This is a genomic window from Litchfieldia sinesaloumensis (assembly GCF_900156865.1).
In the GTDB taxonomy this organism is placed as follows: Bacteria; Bacillota; Bacilli; order Bacillales; family Bacillaceae_L; genus Ferdinandcohnia; species Ferdinandcohnia sinesaloumensis.
Genome location: NZ_LT732529.1, coordinates 3,665,170 through 3,686,305 on the forward strand (window position 1 = coordinate 3,665,170; position 21,136 = coordinate 3,686,305).

Below are 21,136 nucleotides of genomic sequence, written 5' to 3' on the forward strand. Positions count from 1 at the left end.
TTAGATAATGGGAGATGAGAAAAATGAATAAGAAGATAGTATGGTCAATTATTGCTGCTCTCGTTATCACAAATTGTTTATCGATTGTCTACATTGCACTTGATAAAACAACAGCAGAGGATAAATCTGAAGAAATGACTGTTGAGGCGACGAAGCCAGTTGTCGCAAGCGGGGAAGAAGAAGTAGTTGCAACGGTTGGGGACAGTACAATTACAAGGCAACAATGGTTAAATGAACTAGAAAACCGTTATGGCAAACAGATTTTAGAGGCAATGATTGATGAGGAAGTTGTACGTCAAATGGCAGAAAAGCATAAAATTGCTTTGTCTGAAGATGCTATCGACCGTGAATTAACATTGATTAAGACGATGTACAATACTATTGATCATGAGAAGATTGATGACGAGCATTGGAAAGAACAAATTGAGTTAAGTATCATTTTGGAAGAACTGCTAACAAAAGACGCTGTCATTCCTGAAGAAGAAATGCAACGGTTTTATGAGGAAAATAAACATTTATATGAAATTCCAAAGTCATACCATATTTCTCATATTGTCGTAAAGACTAAAGAATCGGCAGACCAGGTTATAGATGAACTAGAAAATGGCTCAAGTTTCGCAGCCCTTGCAATGGAAAAATCAATCGATGAGTTTTCTGCAAATCGGGGTGGGGAAATCGGATATGTAAATCAGGATAATGGGTATGCCCCAGAAAGTTACTTAGGCATCGCTGAAAATATGAAGCCGAATGAGTGGAGCGAGCCAATCCAGATAGAGGAGGGTTATGCGGTTATTATTCTTCACGATACTGTTGATGCAGTAACCTATACGTATGATGAAGTTAAAGATCAAATCAAGCGCCAGATTGCAATTGATCAAATGAACGGAACCATCTCTGTAGAGCCTTTCTGGAAAGAACTTGGCGTAAAGTGGTTCTTTGGGAAAAATGAATAATATTATATCGAAAATGTCGCGCACTATTAGAAAAATTCATAATTCAGCAAGTCCAATTTCGTTGACTTTTAAGGGAGGAATTGTTAAATTGTAGATAAAACCAATAAAAATACTAGGGATTGAGGGTGGAGTCATGTCAAGAGTAGCAAATTCAATTTATGAATTAATCGGTGAAACACCAATAGTTAAGTTAAATCACCTTGTTGATGAAGATAGTGCGGATGTATATGTAAAACTTGAATTTTTCAACCCAGGAAGCAGTGTAAAAGATCGAATTGCTTTAGCGATGGTTGAAGCAGCAGAGAAGAGCGGAAAGCTCAAGGCTGGTGATACAATCATTGAACCGACAAGTGGAAACACTGGTATCGGTTTAGCAATGGTCGCTGCAGCAAAAGGATTAAAGGCAATTCTAGTAATGCCAGATACAATGAGTATGGAGCGACGTAATCTATTACGTGCATATGGCGCAGAGTTGGTATTAACGCCAGGTTCTGAGGGGATGAAGGGCGCTGTTAACAAAGCAGAAGAGCTAGTGAAAGAACACGGCTATTTTATGCCACAACAATTTAATAACCCGGCTAATCCTGAGGTTCACCGTGCAACTACAGGAAAAGAGATTGTCGAGCAAATGGGTGATCAACTAGATGCATTTATCTCTGGAATAGGTACGGGTGGAACAATCACTGGTGCTGGGCCTGTATTAAGAGACAAATATCCAAATATTAAAATTGTTGCTGTTGAACCAACTGATTCAGCAATCCTATCAGGTGGAAAGCCTGGGCCGCATAAGATTCAAGGTATCGGTGCAAACTTTGTTCCAGGTGTGTTAGATACAGAAGTCTATGATGAAGTCTTTACAGTTAAAAATGATGAAGCATTTGAATATGCACGTCGAACTGGACAAGAAGAGGGCTTCCTAGTAGGGATTTCCTCAGGAGCTGCGATTTATGCGGCACTACAGGTTGCCAAAAAGCTAGGCAAGGGCAAGAAAGTGCTTGCGATTGCTCCAGACAATGGTGAGCGTTATTTAAGCACAGCTCTCTATCAATTTGAGGATCAATAAGAAAAAAAGAGTTTTATCCTAAGGGGTAAAACTCTTTTTTTCTATATACCAGCTACTATGATGTCATGTAAAATAGGGGTATGAGGGAGAGTGGTCCATGCATGCAACAAAAGAGAGCCTCTTTTGCAAAGAAGATACCCTTTGCTTCAGACAAATGGTATGAAAAATATAAGACACTAACACACCGTGAACCATATCATATGCTTTTGGAGAGCGGACGAGGTGGCAAATACAGTATTATGGGGATAAAACCGTTTGCTGTTATCACAGGAAAGAATCATAGACTTACAATTAATACAAAGAACGGAACAACTACTATAGAGGGGGATCCCCTTACTGCATTTATGGATTGGATGAAGGACTATCAAACTGAGCGCCGTCCAGATCAACCGGATTTTCAAGGGGGAGCACTTGGATTTATTAGCTATGATTATGCAAGATACATAGAAAAACTGCCGAATTGGGCACAGGACGATTTGCTAACACCGGATATATACTTTCTAGTGTTTGATGATGTGTTTCTTTACGATCACACTGAACAGTCCCTATGGATTTTCACTCATGATGAAGTAGAAAATGAAAAGCAAGCTGCTGAGAGATTACAAAGGTATGAAGAACTATGGAAAGCGCCGAGTGAGTCCTATCCTCCTATACCTAGAATGACTGGATACGCAGAATATTCTTCTGTTTCGTTTTCTGAGCAGGAATTTAATATTGCGGTGGAGAAGGTAAGAGATTATATATCAGAAGGTGATGTCTTTCAAGTAAATTTATCAGTACGTAGGTCAGAAGAACTTGTTACGCATCCCCGGGAAATCTATGACGCATTACGAGAAATAAATCCATCTCCTTATATGGCATATATGCAAGTACCTGAATTTCATATTGTTAGTGGATCTCCAGAGCTACTCGTCAAGAAAAAAGGAAATGAAGTTAGTACTCGACCAATTGCTGGTACAAGATCAAGGGGTAAGGATGACGCAGAGGATCAACGTTTAGCAAATGAGTTAATCAATAATGAAAAAGAACGAGCTGAACATGTTATGTTGGTAGACTTAGAACGAAATGATCTTGGTAGAGTATGTGAATGTGGTACAGTAAAAGTAGATGAATTCATGATTATTGAAAAATACTCGCATGTCATGCATATTGTTTCGAATGTGACGGGGAAACTTGCTAAAGGTAAAAACATTGCGGATATTATTAAGGCTACCTTCCCTGGTGGGACAATTACGGGGGCTCCAAAGGTGCGAACAATGGAAATTATTGAAGAACTTGAACCTGTTAGAAGAGGTATATACACGGGCTCAATTGGATGGATAGGTTTTTCTGGGGATATGGAACTTAATATCGCTATTCGGACAATGATAGCTAAGGACGGTATTGCACACGTGCAAGCAGGAGCTGGTATTGTCATTGATTCCAATCCTAAACATGAATATAAAGAGTCCTTGAAAAAGGCATTTGCATTATGGAAGGCAAAAGAGCTGAGTGAAGCAGAGTTAGACAAAATAAATAGATGAGGTGAGCTAGAATGATCGTAATGATTGATAATTATGATTCGTTTACATTCAATTTAGTCCAATATGTAGGAGAATTAGGAGAAGAAATTATTGTTAAGAGAAATGACGAAATCACTATCCAAAACATTGAGGAATTAAACCCAGATTTAATTATGATTTCACCAGGGCCGTGTACACCAAATGAGGCGGGAATAAGCTTAGAAACAATCTCTCATTTTGCAGGACGCATTCCTATTTTTGGTGTTTGTCTGGGCCATCAATCGATTGCTCAAGCGTTTGGAGGAGACGTCATCAAAGCAGAAAAGCTTATGCATGGAAAGACATCAGAAATCGTACATGATGGTAAAACAATTTTCTCGGGTTTGAATCAGCCATTTACAGCAACACGTTATCATTCATTAATTGTAAAAAAGGAAACCCTTCCTGATTGCTTTGAAATATCGGCTGAAACAGACGAAGGTGAAATTATGGCAATCCGACACAAGGAATATCCAATTGAAGGTGTGCAATTTCATCCGGAATCAATTATGACAACAGCTGGTAAACAACTAATTTTAAATGTAATACAACAATATATTGGGAATGAGAAGGTATCATGTACCTCTATTTAAACGGTGAAATTATTGAAGAGAAACAAGCACGTATTTCCCCATTTGACCATGGATTTTTATATGGAATGGGTTTATTTGAAACATTTAGAGTCTATGATGGTCATCCGTTTTTATTAGATGACCATCTTGTGCGTTTACAGGATGGATTAGCTGATTTAAAAATCAAGAAATCACTAAACAGGGCTCAAGTATTAGAAATTGTTAAAGACCTATTATTATCTAATGGTTTACAACAAGCGTATGTTCGCTTTAACGTGTCTGCTGGTAATGGAGAAGTCGGACTACCCTCAACTGATTATGAAAATCCGTCCGTCATTGTCTTTATGAAAGAGCTACCTTCAATTATAGTGGAGAAACAAGCTATATTTCTACAGACAAGACGAAATACCCCAGAGGGAGAATATCGACTGAAATCCCACCACTTTTTAAATAATATCTACGCAAAAAGAGAAGTTGGAAAGAATCCTTCAGTCGAAGGTATCTTTTTATCAGCAGATGGCTTTCTTGCGGAGGGAATTACATCAAATCTTTTTTGGGTAGTGGGGGAAGAATTGTTTACACCTACACTTGAAACGGGGATACTAAATGGTGTAACACGCAATTTTGTTATCCAAATAGCAAAGTCAATTGGTTTGCGCGTTCAAGAAGGATACTTTCTGCCAGAGGAAATCCTAAAAAGCGATGAAGCATTTATTACAAATTCTATCCAAGAGATTGTACCATTAGCTAAAATTGAAACCCTCAACTTATTAGGTAAAGAGGGTCCTGTCACAAAAAGACTTCAGTCAGTTTATACAAAATATCGGACAAGCCTCTGGAGTAAAAATGAGTTAGCAAAGGAGATTCAACATGGACCAAAGCAGATTGAGTAGACCAACACTTACATGTGGTCCGTATCAATTAGACTTTTCAAAAAAAACGATGATTATGGGGATTTTAAATATTACACCTGACTCTTTCTCTGATGGTGGGTCTTATGTCGATTTGGATGCTGCTATCAAACATGCTAAAGAGATGGTTGAAGACGGTGCGGATATTATCGATATTGGTGGTGAGTCTACTAGGCCAGGGTATGAAAGAATATCTGATGAAGAAGAGGTTGCTAGAGTGGTTCCCATCATAAAAGCTCTAGTAAAAGAAGTTCACGTTCCACTTTCGATTGATACCTATAAATCCGAGGTAGCAAAGCAAGCAATTGAAGCGGGAGCGCATATAATCAATGATATCTGGGGTGCTAAAGCAGATTTGAAGATGGCTGAAGTAGCAGCTACCTATGGTGTACCGATAATCCTCATGCATAACAGGGATAATAAAAACTATAAAAAGTTAATAGAAGATATGATTGCTGATTTAGAAGAAAGCATTCAAATAGCCAAAGACGCAGGAGTAAAGGACCACAATATCATTTTAGATCCTGGGGTAGGTTTTGCGAAGACTTTTGAAAATAACATTGAAACGATGCGTCAGTTAGATCGCTTTAAAGAGCTTGGTTATCCTATACTGTTAGGTACATCAAGAAAATCGTTTATCGGGAAAATTTTTGACTTACCACCAACAGAACGTGATGAGGCAACAGGGGCAACAACCTGTCATGGGATTCAAAAGGGCTGTGATATTGTCCGAGTACATAATGTAAAATTAAATGCTAGACTTGCAAAAATGATGGATGTTCTTGTGGGTAAAGGAGAACCAAAGTAATGGATAAAATCTATGTGAACCAAATGCAATTCTATGGATATCATGGTGTTTTTCCAGAAGAAACAAAACTAGGACAACGTTTTTTTGTAGATCTAGTCGTTGAAGTGGATGTTAAACAAGCAGGTGAAACGGATAACCTCGTTTATTCTGTTCACTACGGTGAGCTATACAATCTGTGTAAGGACATTGTCGAGGGGAAACCTTACAAACTTTTAGAGGCAGTTGCGGAAAAAATGGCTACAGAGATTTTGAAGCATTTTTCGTTGGTCTTAAGCTGTACGGTAAAGGTCATTAAGCCAGATCCACCCATCCCAGGACAGTTACAATCAGTTGCGGTTGAAATCACAAGGAGAAGACATTATGATTAATACCGCATTTATAGGACTAGGCACAAATATAGGAGATCGTGAATATTATTTGCGCATTGCTTTGCAGGCAATTCTAGACAAAAACATTGTAATTAATGACTTTTCTTCAATTTATGAAACCGATCCTGTAGGGTATGAAGCTCAGGACCGTTTTTTAAATATGGTAATTAAAGTTAATACAACTTTTTCAGCATTTGAATTACTGAGGGTTTTGCAGAAGATAGAGCTCGACTCTGGAAGGGAAAGGAAAATAAGATGGGGTCCACGAACTCTAGACCTTGACATTTTGCTTTTTAATCATGAAAATATTGAAACAGAGCGTCTTATCATTCCTCATCCCCGGATGACAGAGCGAGCCTTTGTTCTGGTACCATTGGTTGAAATACAACAGGACCTAGAAATTCCAGCAGCAATAAAACCAATATCCTTACTACTAGATGAATTACAAGACAGAGAAGGTGTACGTATATGGAAGCGGAGAAGTGGGGAAGACGTATTCGGGCTTTTCGAAAACTAAAAGGTTATACACAAGAAGGTTTAGCAAAAGATCTTGGTATATCTGTATCTCTTGTTGGTGAGGTCGAGCGGGGAACGCGCGTGCCAAGTAAATTGTTTTTACAAGAAGTTGCAGACATACTAAAAGTACCAATTGAAGACTTAGCTCCTAAAGAGTGAGATTAAGTTTAATATAAGGGAGGGTTACAATGTTAAAGATCGGCGATATCGAAATGAAAAACCAAGTCGTTCTTGCTCCGATGGCTGGGGTATGTAACTCTGCATTCCGATTAACGGTTAAGGAATTCGGTGCAGGATTGGTTTGCGCAGAAATGGTAAGTGATAAAGCAATCCTATATAAAAATGCAAAAACAATGGGAATGCTCTATATAGATGAGCGTGAAAAACCACTAAGCCTTCAAATATTTGGTGGAGAAAAAGATACACTAGTCGAAGCAGCAAAGTTTGTTGATAAAAACACAACGGCAGACATTATTGATATTAATATGGGATGCCCGGTTCCTAAAATCACAAAGTGCGATGCTGGGGCAAAGTGGCTATTAGACCCTAATAAAATTTATGAAATGGTTTCCGCTGTCGTAGACGCAGTGGATAAACCAGTTACTGTAAAAATGCGTATGGGTTGGGATGAGGATCATATCTTTGCGATCGAAAATGCACAGGCTATAGAACGCGCCGGTGGTCAAGCTGTTGCTCTACATGGAAGAACACGTGTTCAAATGTATGAGGGGAATGCAAACTGGGACATTATTAAACAGGTGAAGCAGTCTGTAAATATTCCTGTTATAGGTAACGGGGATGTTGCAACACCGCTGGATGCACGGAAAATGCTCGATGAAACTGGTTGTGATGGTGTTATGATTGGCCGTGCGGCTTTAGGTAATCCATGGATGATTTATCAAACAGTTAAATATTTAGAGACCGGTGAACTAACTGAAGAGCCAAGTGTGAGAGAGAAAATTGATGTGTCTATCCTTCATTTAGATCGTTTAATCGATTTAAAGAACGAAAGTATTGCGGTTAGGGAATTCAGAAAGCATGCTGCGTGGTATCTTAAAGGAATTCGTGGGAACGCAATAGTTCGTAATGAAGTCAACAATTGTAATACGCGTAATGAGCTAGTTACTGTTTTACGAAACTTCGTCGAATATATGGAAGAAAAGGCGAAAGATAGTGTGAAGGTTGTTTGACATCAATAGTTCCTAGACTTATAATACCCGTAAGTAGCCCACTGCCAGTTAATGCTGGCAGTTTTTCTGCTTTACGTTTATATTGGAATAGGACAAGTAATAAGTATTCGGTTTGTATATATAGTAGGTGACAAAATAGGAGTTGATGAAAATGAATCATGAGGAATTAAATGACCAATTGATTGTCAGAAGAGAAAAGTTACATACGCTACGCGAAATGGGGTTAGATCCATTTGGTAAGAGATTTGAGAGAACACACAGCACAAGTGAATTAATCGAACTATATAATGGATTTACAAAAGAACAACTTGACGAGAAAGAAATCAGCGTAATCATTGCAGGACGTATTATGACAAAACGTGGTAAAGGGAAAGCTGGCTTTACCCATATTCAGGACCTTACTGGACAAATCCAACTATATGTACGTGTTGATGCAGTTGGAGAAGAACAATATGAAGTATTCAATATTGCCGATTTAGGGGATATAGTTGGAGTATCAGGTACTGTCTTTAAAACAAAGGTTGGAGAACTTTCTATTAAAGTTACTTCATTTGAACTTTTATCAAAAGCACTTAGACCACTACCAGATAAATTCCATGGGTTAAAAGATGTAGAACAGCGCTACCGTCAACGTTATCTTGATTTAATTATGAGTCCAGAAAGTAAAGAAACTTTTATTACTAGAAGTAAAATTATCCGTTCAATGAGACGCTATTTAGATGACCATGGTTACCTAGAGGTCGAGACGCCGATGATGCATTCAATCCCAGGGGGAGCATCAGCTCGTCCGTTCGTCACCCATCATAATGCTTTAGATATCCCACTTTACATGAGAATTGCAATCGAACTTCATCTAAAGCGTCTAATTGTAGGTGGAATAGAAAAAGTATATGAAATTGGTAGGGTATTTCGAAACGAAGGTGTCTCAACTAGACATAATCCAGAGTTCACTATGATTGAATTATATGAAGCGTATGCGGATTATAAAGACATCATGAGTCTAACCGAAAACCTTGTTGCTCACATTGCGCAAGATGTACTAGGTACAACAACTGTAGCCTATGGGGAATACCAAGTTGACTTAAAGCCTGAATGGAAACGACTGCATATGGTTGACGCAATCAAAGAATATGTAGGAGTAGATTTCTGGAAAGAAATGAGTATCGAAGAAGCTAGACAGCTTGCAAAAGAGCATAATGTAGATATAAACAATAATATGCAGTATGGACATATCGTAAACGAATTCTTTGAACAAAAAATTGAGGATAAGCTTATCCAACCAACTTTCATATACGGACATCCGGTTGAGATTTCACCTCTTGCGAAAAAGAATCCTGTAGATCCTAGATTCACAGATCGTTTCGAGCTATTTATAGTAGGAAGAGAACACGCAAATGCATTTACAGAATTAAACGACCCAATTGATCAACGTCAAAGATTTGAAGCTCAACTTAAGGAAAGAGAGCAAGGAAATGACGAAGCTCACATGATGGATGAAGATTTTGTAGAAGCGTTAGAATACGGAATGCCACCAACTGGCGGACTAGGAATTGGTATCGATAGACTAGTGATGCTCTTAACTAACGCTCCATCAATTAGAGACGTATTACTATTCCCTCAAATGCGTCACAAATAAGTTTTTTGGAAACAGAGTGGATATCCACTCTGTTTATTTTTAAAAAGACTTTTCTAATATAATATTTTTATTAAAAAACACTTGCGCTTATCTTCGTAGGGTGATATATTATAAATCTGCCGCCGAGATGCGGTGGTGAAAATAAAAAAAGTAAAAAAGTTATTGACTATCAAATCGATAGATGATACTATTAGAAAGTTGCTTCAAGAGAGCAACGCTAATAAAAAGTTCTTTGAAAACTGAACACAATACAAGCGTCAACGTTTTAATTTTGGTAACAAACTATTGAGCAATCAATACTCTTATTGGAGAGTTTGATCCTGGCTCAGGATGAACGCTGGCGGCGTGCCTAATACATGCAAGTCGAGCGAACTTTTGGGAGCTTGCTCCCAAAAGTTAGCGGCGGACGGGTGAGTAACACGTGGGTAACCTGCCTGTAAGACTGGGATAACTTCGGGAAACCGGAGCTAATACCGGATAACATCGAAGACCACATGGTCTTCAATTAAAAGGTGGCTTTTAGCTACCACTTACAGATGGACCCGCGGCGCATTAGCTAGTTGGTGAGGTAACGGCTCACCAAGGCGACGATGCGTAGCCGACCTGAGAGGGTGATCGGCCACACTGGGACTGAGACACGGCCCAGACTCCTACGGGAGGCAGCAGTAGGGAATCTTCCGCAATGGACGAAAGTCTGACGGAGCAACGCCGCGTGAGCGAAGAAGGCCTTCGGGTCGTAAAGCTCTGTTGTTAGGGAAGAACAAGTATCGTTCGAATAGGGCGGTACCTTGACGGTACCTAACCAGAAAGCCACGGCTAACTACGTGCCAGCAGCCGCGGTAATACGTAGGTGGCAAGCGTTATCCGGAATTATTGGGCGTAAAGCGCGCGCAGGCGGTCCTTTAAGTCTGATGTGAAAGCCCACGGCTCAACCGTGGAGGGTCATTGGAAACTGGGGGACTTGAGTGCAGAAGAGGAGAGCGGAATTCCACGTGTAGCGGTGAAATGCGTAGAGATGTGGAGGAACACCAGTGGCGAAGGCGGCTCTCTGGTCTGTAACTGACGCTGAGGCGCGAAAGCGTGGGGAGCGAACAGGATTAGATACCCTGGTAGTCCACGCCGTAAACGATGAGTGCTAAGTGTTAGAGGGTTTCCGCCCTTTAGTGCTGCAGCAAACGCATTAAGCACTCCGCCTGGGGAGTACGGTCGCAAGACTGAAACTCAAAGGAATTGACGGGGGCCCGCACAAGCGGTGGAGCATGTGGTTTAATTCGAAGCAACGCGAAGAACCTTACCAGGTCTTGACATCCTTATGCCATCCCTAGAGATAGGGCTTTCCCTTCGGGGACATAAGTGACAGGTGGTGCATGGTTGTCGTCAGCTCGTGTCGTGAGATGTTGGGTTAAGTCCCGCAACGAGCGCAACCCTTGATCTTAGTTGCCAGCATTTAGTTGGGCACTCTAAGGTGACTGCCGGTGACAAACCGGAGGAAGGTGGGGATGACGTCAAATCATCATGCCCCTTATGACCTGGGCTACACACGTGCTACAATGGATGGTACAAAGGGCAGCGAAACCGCGAGGTTAAGCGAATCCCATAAAACCATTCTCAGTTCGGATTGCAGGCTGCAACTCGCCTGCATGAAGCCGGAATCGCTAGTAATCGCGGATCAGCATGCCGCGGTGAATACGTTCCCGGGCCTTGTACACACCGCCCGTCACACCACGAGAGTTTGTAACACCCGAAGTCGGTGGGGTAACCGCAAGGAGCCAGCCGCCTAAGGTGGGACAGATGATTGGGGTGAAGTCGTAACAAGGTAGCCGTATCGGAAGGTGCGGCTGGATCACCTCCTTTCTAAGGAAACTGAAGTTCTACGAACTTCATAAAAAGACGCTTTGTATTGTGGTCAGTTTTGAGAGTGCTTTTTCTCTCAAAGTCGTTCCTTGAAAACTAGATAACGTAACAAAACATTCATTGAAGTAGTAAAAGTTCTTTTAACAACTTTAGGCGCACGAGAAGCAAGGAGTTCGAGGAACCGAGTGAGGAAGCACCGGAGCGTACTTAAGGTACGTGAGGATGCTGACGAATGAGGTGACGAAGAAATCCGCCGCTTATCGAAGCCGAACAGGTTAAGTTAATAAGGGCGCACGGTGGATGCCTTGGCACTAGGAGCCGATGAAGGACGGTACTAACACCGATATGCTTCGGGGAGCTGTAAGTAAGCATTGATCCGAAGATTTCCGAATGGGGAAACCCACTGCTCGTAATGGGGCAGTATCCTTACCTGAATACATAGGGTAAGAGAAGGTAGACCCGGGGAACTGAAACATCTTAGTACCCGGAGGAAGAGAAAGCAAACGCGATTTCCTGAGTAGCGGCGAGCGAAACGGAAGATAGCCCAAACCAAGAGGCTTGCCTCTTGGGGTTGTAGGACACTCTATACGGAGTTACAAAGGAACGGAGTAGACGAAGCGACCTGGAAAGGTCCGTCAGAGAAGGTAACAACCCTGTAGTCGAAACTTCGTTCTCTCTTGAGTGGATCCTGAGTACGGCGGGACACGTGAAATCCCGTCGGAAGCTGGGAGGACCATCTCCCAAGGCTAAATACTCCCTAGTGACCGATAGTGAACCAGTACCGTGAGGGAAAGGTGAAAAGCACCCCGGAAGGGGAGTGAAAGAGAACCTGAAACCGTGTGCCTACAAGTAGTCAAAGCACATTTATGTGTGATGGCGTGCCTTTTGTAGAATGAACCGGCGAGTTACGATCCCGTGCAAGGTTAAGTTGAAGAGACGGAGCCGCAGCGAAAGCGAGTCTGAATAGGGCGAAATAGTACGTGGTCGTAGACCCGAAACCAGGTGATCTACCCATGTCCAGGGTGAAGTTCAGGTAACACTGAATGGAGGCCCGAACCCACGCACGTTGAAAAGTGCGGGGATGAGGTGTGGGTAGCGGAGAAATTCCAATCGAACCTGGAGATAGCTGGTTCTCTCCGAAATAGCTTTAGGGCTAGCCTCGAGTTAGAGTCTTGGAGGTAGAGCACTGATTGGACTAGGGGCCCTCATCGGGTTACCGAATTCAGTCAAACTCCGAATGCCAAAGACTTGATTCTCGGGAGTCAGACTGCGAGTGATAAGATCCGTAGTCAAGAGGGAAACAGCCCAGACCACCAGCTAAGGTCCCAAAGTATACGTTAAGTGGAAAAGGATGTGGAGTTGCTTAGACAACCAGGATGTTGGCTTAGAAGCAGCCACCATTTAAAGAGTGCGTAATAGCTCACTGGTCGAGTGACTCTGCGCCGAAAATGTACCGGGGCTAAACGTATCACCGAAGCTGTGGATTGTTCTTACGAACAATGGTAGGAGAGCGTTCTAAGTGCAGCGAAGTCAGACCGTAAGGACTGGTGGAGCGCTTAGAAGTGAGAATGCCGGTATGAGTAGCGAAAGAGGGGTGAGAATCCCCTCCACCGAATGCCTAAGGTTTCCTGAGGAAGGCTCGTCCGCTCAGGGTTAGTCGGGACCTAAGCCGAGGCTGAAAAGCGTAGGCGATGGACAACAGGTTGATATTCCTGTACCACCTCTTTACCGTTTGAGCAATGGAGGGACGCAGGAGGATAGGGTAAGCGCGCTGTTGGATATGCGCGTCCAAGCAGTTAGACTGGTAAGTAGGCAAATCCGCTTACCATAAGGTTGAGCTGTGATGGCGAGGGAAATATAGTACCGAAGTTCCTGATTCCACACTGCCAAGAAAAGCTTCTAGCGAGGTAAATGGTGCCCGTACCGCAAACCGACACAGGTAGGCGAGGAGAGAATCCTAAGGTGATCGAGAGAACTCTCGTTAAGGAACTCGGCAAAATGACCCCGTAACTTCGGGAGAAGGGGTGCTTTTTAGGGTGAATAGCCCTGAAAAGCCGCAGTGAATAGGCCCAGGCGACTGTTTAGCAAAAACACAGGTCTCTGCGAAGCCGCAAGGCGAAGTATAGGGGCTGACACCTGCCCGGTGCTGGAAGGTTAAGAGGAGGGGTTAGCGCAAGCGAAGCTCTGAATCGAAGCCCCAGTAAACGGCGGCCGTAACTATAACGGTCCTAAGGTAGCGAAATTCCTTGTCAGGTAAGTTCTGACCCGCACGAAAGGTGTAACGATCTGGGCACTGTCTCAACGAGAGACTCGGTGAAATTATAGTACCTGTGAAGATGCAGGTTACCCGCGACAGGACGGAAAGACCCCGTGGAGCTTTACTGCAGCCTGATATTGAATTTTGGTACAGCTTGTACAGGATAGGTAGGAGCCTTGGAAGCCGGAGCGCCAGCTTCGGTGGAGGCATTGGTGGGATACTACCCTGGCTGTATTGAAATTCTAACCCGAAGGCCTTATCGGCCTTGGAGACAGTGTCAGGTGGGCAGTTTGACTGGGGCGGTCGCCTCCTAAAAAGTAACGGAGGCGCCCAAAGGTTCCCTCAGAATGGTTGGAAATCATTCGTAGAGTGTAAAGGCACAAGGGAGCTTGACTGCGAGACCTACAAGTCGAGCAGGGACGAAAGTCGGGCTTAGTGATCCGGTGGTTCCGCATGGAAGGGCCATCGCTCAACGGATAAAAGCTACCCCGGGGATAACAGGCTTATCTCCCCCAAGAGTCCACATCGACGGGGAGGTTTGGCACCTCGATGTCGGCTCATCGCATCCTGGGGCTGTAGTCGGTCCCAAGGGTTGGGCTGTTCGCCCATTAAAGCGGTACGCGAGCTGGGTTCAGAACGTCGTGAGACAGTTCGGTCCCTATCCGTCGTGGGCGTAGGAAATTTGAGAGGAGCTGTCCTTAGTACGAGAGGACCGGGATGGACACACCGCTGGTGTACCAGTTGTCCTGCCAAGGGCATAGCTGGGTAGCTATGTGTGGAAGGGATAAGTGCTGAAAGCATCTAAGCATGAAGCCCCCCTCAAGATGAGATTTCCCATAGTGTTAAACTAGTAAGATCCCTCGAAGATGACGAGGTTGATAGGTCAGAGGTGGAAGCATGGTGACATGTGCAGCTGACTGATACTAATCGATCGAGGACTTAACCAAAAAAGAAAAGCGTAGGCGACTGTACTGCCTCGACAAGCGCTGGAACTTCTGACCGAAAAGTCGATAGACTTTGACAGAAGAAGTGAAGCGACCTCGAGAGGCTAGGAGCCGGAGCTAGACAAATGACTTCATGAATGTGCGTACGTTATCTAGTTTTGAAGGAATGAATTTCCTGTTGAATAATCTCGTAAAGAGATTATAATAGAATTTGTTCTTTAATAAAGTCTAGTGACGATGGCGAGAAGGTCACACCCGTTCCCATACCGAACACGGAAGTTAAGCTTCTCAGCGCCGATGGTAGTTGGGGCATTGCCCCTGTGAGAGTAGGACGTCGCTAGGCATATATTTGGAGGATTAGCTCAGCTGGGAGAGCACCTGCCTTACAAGCAGGGGGTCGGCGGTTCGATCCCGTCATCCTCCACCACTATTAAATTGTACGAGCCATTAGCTCAGTTGGTAGAGCATCTGACTTTTAATCAGAGGGTCGAAGGTTCGAATCCTTCATGGCTCACCATTTTCAATTAAATATGCGGGTGTGGCGGAATTGGCAGACGCGCTAGACTTAGGATCTAGTGTCTTTGACGTGGGGGTTCGAGTCCCTTCACCCGCATTATGCGGAAGTAGTTCAGTGGTAGAACACCACCTTGCCAAGGTGGGGGTCGCGGGTTCGAATCCCGTCTTCCGCTCCAGAAGTTATTTTATGATTTTGCCGGGGTGGCGGAACTGGCAGACGCACAGGACTTAAAATCCTGCGGTAGGTGACTACCGTACCGGTTCGATTCCGGTCCTCGGCACCACTTTAATAGTAATGCGCCCGTAGCTCAATTGGATAGAGCGTCTGACTACGGATCAGAAGGTTATGGGTTCGACTCCTTTCGGGCGCGCCATTACGGGAAGTAGCTCAGCTTGGTAGAGCACTTGGTTTGGGACCAAGGGGTCGCAGGTTCGAATCCTGTCTTCCCGACCATTTAGAAGTTTGGGGCCTTAGCTCAGCTGGGAGAGCGCCTGCCTTGCACGCAGGAGGTCAGCGGTTCGATCCCGCTAGGCTCCACCAATAACTTTTTAATATATTTATATCTATGGCGGTGTAGCTCAGCTGGCTAGAGCGTACGGTTCATACCCGTGAGGTCGGGGGTTCGATCCCCTCCGCCGCTACCATATTTCTTTAAAAAAAGTTCTTAGGGACCTTTAGCTCAGCTGGTTAGAGCAGACGGCTCATAACCGTCCGGTCGTAGGTTCGAGTCCTACAAGGTCCACCATTTACAACATCTTATATGTGGAGGAATACCCAAGTCCGGCTGAAGGGATCGGTCTTGAAAACCGACAGGGGTGTTAAAGCCCGCGGGGGTTCGAATCCCTCTTCCTCCGCCATATTATTTTATGGCAATAATATAACATCTTATATACTCACTATTATCGCAGGATGGAGCAACGAGCGTTGCATCATTGAAATACTGCGAGTTGTCCCGACACATAATCTCCTTTAATTAACTTTCAGAGGAAGGGACAGTCTGTTGCTAATAAAGCGCATGACAAAAACTATATATTTTTCATTATCGCGGGGTGGAGCAGTCTGGTAGCTCGTCGGGCTCATAACCCGAAGGTCGTAGGTTCAAATCCTGCCCCCGCAACCAAAAAATGTATTGACAAAGAATAAAAGTTATCGTAAAATAACATTTGTGCTTTGAAAATGGTCCCGTGGTGTAGCGGTTAACATGCCTGCCTGTCACGCAGGAGATCGCCGGTTCGATCCCGGTCGGGACCGCCATTTTAAATACTAGTGGCTCAGTAGCTCAGTCGGTAGAGCAAAGGACTGAAAATCCTTGTGTCGGCGGTTCGATTCCGTCCTGAGCCACCATATTTTATATAAACTTGATGGCGATTGTGGCGAAGTGGTTAACGCATCGGATTGTGGTTCCGACATTCGTGGGTTCGATTCCCATCAGTCGCCCCATTTAATTTTAGATGATTAGTTAACATTGTTATATTACTTTTTGCGGGTGTAGTTTAATGGTAAAACCTCAGCCTTCCAAGCTGATGTCGTGAGTTCGATTCTCATCACCCGCTCCAATATACTTTAAAATCAATGGGCCTATAGCTCAGCTGGTTAGAGCGCACGCCTGATAAGCGTGAGGTCGATGGTTCGAGTCCATTTAGGCCCACCATATATACATTATTCCGCAGTAGCTCAGTGGTAGAGCTATCGGCTGTTAACCGATCGGTCGTAGGTTCGAGTCCTACCTGCGGAGCCATTTTTGGGGAAGTACTCAAGTGGCTGAAGAGGCGCCCCTGCTAAGGGTGTAGGTCGCGTAAGCGGCGCGAGGGTTCAAATCCCTCCTTCTCCGCCATACTGATTTATATAAACATCATATTCCGGCCCGTTGGTCAAGCGGTTAAGACACCGCCCTTTCACGGCGGTAACACGGGTTCGAATCCCGTACGGGTCATCAAGCGTTATGAGAATTTCTCATGGCGCTTTTTTATTTTTATAATTAAAAAACACCTGTTTGCAGGTGTCTTTAGTCTTGGCTTATAATATCATCTTCTATTTTTTTCGCAGGATTATCTAAATCAACATCTGAGAAAATGCCAGGTGATATTCCCCGGAACATATCAAATGCTAATATTTTGTCATCTGGTGCGTCAAATAATGGAACATCTGGTTTTCTTTTAACTTTATCATCTTTGCGTTTCATGAACAGAACACCTCCCCACTTATTATCCTCCCATATCTAGAACTATTTATTCTCAATACGAGCTACATCCAACTATTGTGCTAAATGATGACCTAATAAAAGTTCACCTCCTTAATGAGAGAATTCAATGACAAATCGAAGGAACGGTATTATAATGAATTTAGAATTTTCTTAAAATAATAAGTAGGGGAGGAATATTGTGAGTTCAGAAATTGTTCTAAAAAGGCGAATTTGGCCAAAGAAGAAACGATGGAGAGTAGTTCTTCTAACAGGAATTATCATTCTCATCCTTCTTGTTGCAAGTATTTTAGTGGGCTATTTATTTTTGAAGAAAAGTTTACCTGTTATTGAAGGGAGCCTTATCGTTGATGGTATATCTGGGGAGGTTGAAGTAATTCGCGATGAAAATGGAGTTCCACATATTGTAGCGAATAATACGCATGATTTGTATTTTGCACAAGGGTATGTAACTGCACAGGATCGTTTATTTCAGATGGATTTAAGCCGCAGACAGGCTTCAGGTGAGCTCAGTGAGGTAATTGGGGCCTCATTAGTTGAGCAGGATAAATATTTTAGAACACTCGGATTACGTAGAGCCGCTGAAAGCTCGTATAATGTGTACTCGTCTGAGGCAAAGGCTGTTTTGCAATCTTATAGTGAAGGCGTAAATGCTTTTATAAAAGAAGCAAAAGAAAAGAATAAGTTACCTATAGAGTTTTCACTTGCAGGATATGAACCAACCGAATGGAGTCCAATCGATTCACTTACCATCGGTAAATATATGGCCTATGATTTAGGAGGGCATTATAAAGGGCAAGCATTTCGCTATTATATGGCGCAACATGTTTCAGAAGAAAAATTTTTCGAGTTATTCCCTACATATCCTGAAGATGGCGCAACTGTCCTTCAGGCAATGAAAGAGAAGCCTATTGATGTCTCAAAGAGTATTGCAAAAGCCCCATTTCCGAATGAGTTTAATGGGAGCAATAACTGGGTTATTAGTGGTGAGAAATCAGCTTCAGGAAAACCGATACTAGCAGATGATCCACATCTAGGATTAGCAACTCCTTCTATATGGTATGAAACTCATTTACAAAATGATGAAGTAAATGTAAGCGGTGTTATTTTTGCTGGTGTCCCAGGTATTATCTTAGGTCGTAATGAACATATTGCTTGGGGAGTAACGAATGTTGGACCTGATGTACAAGATTTGTATATTGAAAAAAGAAACCCAACTAATCAAAATCAGTTCGAGTATTTAGGTAAGTGGGAGGATGCGACAATTATTGATGAGCCGATAAGGGTAAAAGATGGAGATACTATTCCTTATCAAGTTCAAGTTACTAGACATGGTCCTATTATTTCTGAATTCACTCATGATCATAAAGAAGAAACAGCTTTAGCTTTAAGATGGACAGCACTCGACCCATCTTCTGAGCTTGAAGCAGTGTTGATGTTTAACAAGGCAAAAAGCTGGGATGAATTTAAAGAAGCACTTACCTATTTTCATACACCGGCTCAAAACTTTGTATTTGCTGATACAGACGGAACAATTGCCTACCGAGCTAATGGTTTAATTCCAATCCGAAAGAACGGAGATAGCTCTGTTCCTGTTCCTGGATGGACAGATGAATATGAATGGGAGGGATATATTCCTTGGGATGAACTACCAACTATTGTGAATCCGGAGGAGGGCTTTATTTCTACGGCAAATAACAAAATAATTACAGATGACTATCCTTATCATATTACTAACACGTGGGCACAGCCTTATCGTCAGCAACGCATTAGGGATGTTTTAACGAGCAAGGATGTTTTTACGGTAGAGGATATGCTTCAATTACAATTTGACCAGAAGAATTTACAAGCTGAGGAATTTATTCCGATATTTCAAGATGTTTTAAAGGATAAAGAAAATCAGTTACGAGAGATAGACAAAGTCGTCCTACAAGGGTTTACAGAATGGGATTATGTAGACAGAAAAGAGGATAGTGAACCACTTGTGTTTCATAAGTGGATGGAGGAATTTTCTAATTTACTCTTTGAAGGCTCTATTCCTAGTGAAATCGATAAGTTGTTTGAAGGTAAGTCACAAATTGTTGATCAAATAATCCGAGATGCTACTAAAGGTAATGAAGGTATTTGGTTAACTGAGGCCGGAGGGTTAGAAGAGGTTACAGTTCAATCCTTTAAAAGAGCTGTTGATTTTGCTGTTGAAAAACAGAGGGATGATCCTAGTAAATGGACATGGGGAGACTTTCATAAGGTCCCATTTAATCATCCATTGTCTGCAATATCACCGTTAAACTATCTATTTAATTACAGTGAGTCGGTTCCCATGGGGGGAAGTGGCATTACTGTAGCAGCTGCAAGCTTTAATAGAGATACCGGTGCAATTACTCACGGAGCCGCATGGCGGTCAGTCATCGACCTATCAAATATGAAAGAGAGCTATAATGTTGTTGGACCAGGGCAATCAGGTCATGTGCTAAGCCAATTTTACCATAATCAAATTAAGGATTGGACAACCGGAAAATTTCATGTTACGCATACNCCCAAAGTATACGTTAAGTGGAAAAGGATGTGGAGTTGCTTAGACAACCAGGATGTTGGCTTAGAAGCAGCCACCATTTAAAGAGTGCGTAATAGCTCACTGGTCGAGTGACTCTGCGCCGAAAATGTACCGGGGCTAAACGTATCACCGAAGCTGTGGATTGTTCTTACGAACAATGGTAGGAGAGCGTTCTAAGTGCAGCGAAGTCAGACCGTAAGGACTGGTGGAGCGCTTAGAAGTGAGAATGCCGGTATGAGTAGCGAAAGAGGGGTGAGAATCCCCTCCACCGAATGCCTAAGGTTTCCTGAGGAAGGCTCGTCCGCTCAGGGTTAGTCGGGACCTAAGCCGAGGCTGAAAAGCGTAGGCGATGGACAACAGGTTGATATTCCTGTACCACCTCTTTACCGTTTGAGCAATGGAGGGACGCAGGAGGATAGGGTAAGCGCGCTGTTGGATATGCGCGTCCAAGCAGTTAGACTGGTAAGTAGGCAAATCCGCTTACCATAAGGTTGAGCTGTGATGGCGAGGGAAATATAGTACCGAAGTTCCTGATTCCACACTGCCAAGAAAAGCTTCTAGCGAGGTAAATGGTGCCCGTACCGCAAACCGACACAGGTAGGCGAGGAGAGAATCCTAAGGTGATCGAGAGAACTCTCGTTAAGGAACTCGGCAAAATGACCCCGTAACTTCGGGAGAAGGGGTGCTTTTTAGGGTGAATAGCCCTGAAAAGCCGCAGTGAATAGGCCCAGGCGACTGTTTAGCAAAAACACAGGTCTCTGCGAAGCCGCAAGGCGAAGTATAGGGGCTGACACCTGCCCGGTGCTGGAAGGTTAAGAGGAGGGGTTAGCGCAAGCGAAGCTCTGAATCGAAGCCCCAGTAAACGGCGGCCGTAACTATAACGGTCCTAAGGTAGCGAAATTCCTTGTCAGGTAAGTTCTGACCCGCACGAAAGGTGTAACGATCTGGGCACTGTCTCAACGAGAGACTCGGTGAAATTATAGTACCTGTGAAGATGCAGGTTACCCGCGACAGGACGGAAAGACCCCGTGGAGCTTTACTGCAACCTGATATTGAATTTTGGTACAGCTTGTACAGGATAGGTAGGAGCCTTGGAAGCCGGAGCGCTAGCTTCGGTGGAGGCATTGGTGGGATACTACCCTGGCTGTATTGAAATTCTAACCCGAAGGCCTTATCGGCCTTGGAGACAGTGTCAGGTGGGCAGTTTGACTGGGGCGGTCGCCTCCTAAAAAGTAACGGAGGCGCCCAAAGG

General features: G+C 43.4%; 12 protein-coding genes, 20 tRNA genes, 3 rRNA genes, 1 pseudogene and 3 other annotated features. Of the genes and pseudogenes, 35 read left to right on the forward strand and 1 reads right to left on the reverse strand.

Annotation, left to right across the window (positions count from 1 at the left end; all coding sequences use genetic code 11):
• Nucleotides 1-23 precede the first annotated feature (23 nt).
• The 34 genes from CZ490_RS17910 (at nucleotide 24) to CZ490_RS18075 (ending at nucleotide 17,063) form a co-directional block, all read left to right on the forward strand.
• Entirely contained in the window at nucleotides 24-953 is a 930-nt protein-coding gene (locus CZ490_RS17910) for a peptidyl-prolyl cis-trans isomerase (RefSeq protein ID WP_077620175.1), read from the forward strand.
• Between the two features lie 133 nt (nucleotides 954-1,086).
• A complete protein-coding gene (gene cysK / locus CZ490_RS17915) occupies nucleotides 1,087-2,016 on the forward strand; it encodes a cysteine synthase A (protein WP_077620176.1) in 930 nt (309 codons plus the stop codon).
• A 101-nt stretch (nucleotides 2,017-2,117) separates the two neighbouring features.
• A complete protein-coding gene (pabB, locus tag CZ490_RS17920) occupies nucleotides 2,118-3,539 on the forward strand; it encodes an aminodeoxychorismate synthase, component I (RefSeq protein ID WP_077620177.1) in 1,422 nt (473 codons plus the stop codon).
• Nucleotides 3,540-3,550: 11 nt separating this feature from the next.
• Complete coding sequence (pabA, locus tag CZ490_RS17925) at nucleotides 3,551-4,150, forward strand: aminodeoxychorismate/anthranilate synthase component II (RefSeq protein WP_077620178.1); 600 nt, start codon at nucleotides 3,551-3,553, stop codon at nucleotides 4,148-4,150.
• Entirely contained in the window at nucleotides 4,135-5,022 is an 888-nt protein-coding gene (pabC, locus tag CZ490_RS17930) for an aminodeoxychorismate lyase (RefSeq protein WP_077620179.1), read from the forward strand. Before pabA ends, pabC begins: the two co-directional genes overlap by 16 nt.
• Complete coding sequence (folP, locus tag CZ490_RS17935) at nucleotides 5,000-5,848, forward strand: dihydropteroate synthase (RefSeq protein ID WP_077620180.1); 849 nt, start codon at nucleotides 5,000-5,002, stop codon at nucleotides 5,846-5,848. The genes pabC and folP overlap by 23 nt, the downstream gene beginning before the upstream one ends.
• Nucleotides 5,848-6,216 (forward strand): dihydroneopterin aldolase, encoded by a 369-nt coding sequence (folB, locus tag CZ490_RS17940; RefSeq protein ID WP_077620181.1) that lies wholly within the window; start codon nucleotides 5,848-5,850, stop codon nucleotides 6,214-6,216. Before folP ends, folB begins: the two co-directional genes overlap by 1 nt.
• Complete coding sequence (gene folK / locus CZ490_RS17945; RefSeq protein WP_077620182.1) at nucleotides 6,209-6,733, forward strand: 2-amino-4-hydroxy-6-hydroxymethyldihydropteridine diphosphokinase; 525 nt, start codon at nucleotides 6,209-6,211, stop codon at nucleotides 6,731-6,733. The genes folB and folK overlap by 8 nt, the downstream gene beginning before the upstream one ends.
• Nucleotides 6,685-6,891 carry a helix-turn-helix domain-containing protein gene (locus CZ490_RS17950; RefSeq protein WP_077620183.1) on the forward strand — a complete coding sequence of 69 codons (207 nt, stop codon included), beginning with the start codon at nucleotides 6,685-6,687 and terminating at the stop codon, nucleotides 6,889-6,891. The genes folK and CZ490_RS17950 overlap by 49 nt, the downstream gene beginning before the upstream one ends.
• Before the next feature lie 29 nt (nucleotides 6,892-6,920).
• The gene (gene dusB, locus CZ490_RS17955; protein ID WP_077620184.1) at nucleotides 6,921-7,922 is read left to right on the forward strand and encodes a tRNA dihydrouridine synthase DusB; all 1,002 of its coding nucleotides are present in this window, start codon (nucleotides 6,921-6,923) and stop codon (nucleotides 7,920-7,922) included.
• Nucleotides 7,923-8,067: 145 nt separating this feature from the next.
• Complete coding sequence (lysS, locus tag CZ490_RS17960) at nucleotides 8,068-9,558, forward strand: lysine--tRNA ligase (protein ID WP_200801576.1); 1,491 nt, start codon at nucleotides 8,068-8,070, stop codon at nucleotides 9,556-9,558.
• 302 nt (nucleotides 9,559-9,860) lie between these two features.
• Nucleotides 9,861-11,412 (forward strand): 16S ribosomal RNA (locus CZ490_RS17965).
• A gap of 273 nt (nucleotides 11,413-11,685) precedes the next feature.
• Nucleotides 11,686-14,616: ribosomal RNA gene (locus tag CZ490_RS17970) — 23S ribosomal RNA — on the forward strand.
• A gap of 224 nt (nucleotides 14,617-14,840) precedes the next feature.
• Nucleotides 14,841-14,956: ribosomal RNA gene (rrf, locus tag CZ490_RS17975) — 5S ribosomal RNA — on the forward strand.
• Together the 16S, 23S and 5S rRNA genes with 20 tRNA genes alongside form the textbook arrangement of a ribosomal RNA operon.
• 8 nt (nucleotides 14,957-14,964) lie before the next feature.
• Nucleotides 14,965-15,040 (forward strand) — tRNA-Val (locus CZ490_RS17980).
• A 14-nt stretch (nucleotides 15,041-15,054) separates the two neighbouring features.
• Nucleotides 15,055-15,130 (forward strand) — tRNA-Lys (locus CZ490_RS17985).
• Between the two features lie 15 nt (nucleotides 15,131-15,145).
• Nucleotides 15,146-15,226: transfer RNA gene (locus CZ490_RS17990), tRNA-Leu, on the forward strand.
• Between the two features lie 4 nt (nucleotides 15,227-15,230).
• A tRNA-Gly gene (locus CZ490_RS17995) sits at nucleotides 15,231-15,305 on the forward strand.
• Between the two features lie 19 nt (nucleotides 15,306-15,324).
• Nucleotides 15,325-15,413, forward strand: a tRNA-Leu gene (locus CZ490_RS18000).
• A 13-nt stretch (nucleotides 15,414-15,426) separates the two neighbouring features.
• Nucleotides 15,427-15,503, forward strand: a tRNA-Arg gene (locus tag CZ490_RS18005).
• 3 nt (nucleotides 15,504-15,506) lie between these two features.
• Nucleotides 15,507-15,583, forward strand: a tRNA-Pro gene (locus tag CZ490_RS18010).
• A gap of 11 nt (nucleotides 15,584-15,594) precedes the next feature.
• A tRNA-Ala gene (locus CZ490_RS18015) sits at nucleotides 15,595-15,670 on the forward strand.
• A 27-nt stretch (nucleotides 15,671-15,697) separates the two neighbouring features.
• Nucleotides 15,698-15,774: transfer RNA gene (locus CZ490_RS18020), tRNA-Met, on the forward strand.
• 24 nt (nucleotides 15,775-15,798) lie between these two features.
• A tRNA-Ile gene (locus CZ490_RS18025) sits at nucleotides 15,799-15,875 on the forward strand.
• A 19-nt stretch (nucleotides 15,876-15,894) separates the two neighbouring features.
• Nucleotides 15,895-15,987, forward strand: a tRNA-Ser gene (locus tag CZ490_RS18030).
• A 186-nt stretch (nucleotides 15,988-16,173) separates the two neighbouring features.
• Nucleotides 16,174-16,250, forward strand: a tRNA-Met gene (locus CZ490_RS18035).
• A gap of 58 nt (nucleotides 16,251-16,308) precedes the next feature.
• Nucleotides 16,309-16,384: transfer RNA gene (locus CZ490_RS18040), tRNA-Asp, on the forward strand.
• Nucleotides 16,385-16,398: 14 nt separating this feature from the next.
• Nucleotides 16,399-16,474 (forward strand) — tRNA-Phe (locus CZ490_RS18045).
• Between the two features lie 20 nt (nucleotides 16,475-16,494).
• Nucleotides 16,495-16,570 (forward strand) — tRNA-His (locus CZ490_RS18050).
• 42 nt (nucleotides 16,571-16,612) lie between these two features.
• Nucleotides 16,613-16,686 (forward strand) — tRNA-Gly (locus tag CZ490_RS18055).
• Between the two features lie 18 nt (nucleotides 16,687-16,704).
• Nucleotides 16,705-16,781 (forward strand) — tRNA-Ile (locus CZ490_RS18060).
• Between the two features lie 12 nt (nucleotides 16,782-16,793).
• Nucleotides 16,794-16,868: transfer RNA gene (locus tag CZ490_RS18065), tRNA-Asn, on the forward strand.
• 5 nt (nucleotides 16,869-16,873) lie between these two features.
• Nucleotides 16,874-16,964: transfer RNA gene (locus tag CZ490_RS18070), tRNA-Ser, on the forward strand.
• A 27-nt stretch (nucleotides 16,965-16,991) separates the two neighbouring features.
• A tRNA-Glu gene (locus tag CZ490_RS18075) sits at nucleotides 16,992-17,063 on the forward strand.
• A gap of 72 nt (nucleotides 17,064-17,135) precedes the next feature.
• Here CZ490_RS18075 and CZ490_RS22560 read toward each other — a convergent pair.
• Nucleotides 17,136-17,312: a hypothetical protein gene (locus CZ490_RS22560; RefSeq protein WP_200801575.1), complete on the reverse strand. Its 177-nt coding sequence runs from the start codon at nucleotides 17,310-17,312 to the stop codon at nucleotides 17,136-17,138.
• Between the two features lie 199 nt (nucleotides 17,313-17,511).
• On the opposite strand from CZ490_RS22560, the pseudogene CZ490_RS18080 reads away from it, so the two are divergent.
• Nucleotides 17,512-19,860 (forward strand): annotated as a pseudogene (locus CZ490_RS18080) (penicillin acylase family protein); the annotation flags it as partial.
• A 6-nt stretch (nucleotides 19,861-19,866) separates the two neighbouring features.
• Nucleotides 19,867-20,012, forward strand: a sequence feature (23S ribosomal RNA rRNA prediction is too short).
• A 106-nt stretch (nucleotides 20,013-20,118) separates the two neighbouring features.
• Nucleotides 20,119-20,863: a sequence feature (23S ribosomal RNA rRNA prediction is too short), on the forward strand.
• 59 nt (nucleotides 20,864-20,922) lie between these two features.
• Nucleotides 20,923-21,104, forward strand: a sequence feature (23S ribosomal RNA rRNA prediction is too short).
• The last annotated feature ends 32 nt before the right edge of the window (nucleotides 21,105-21,136 follow it).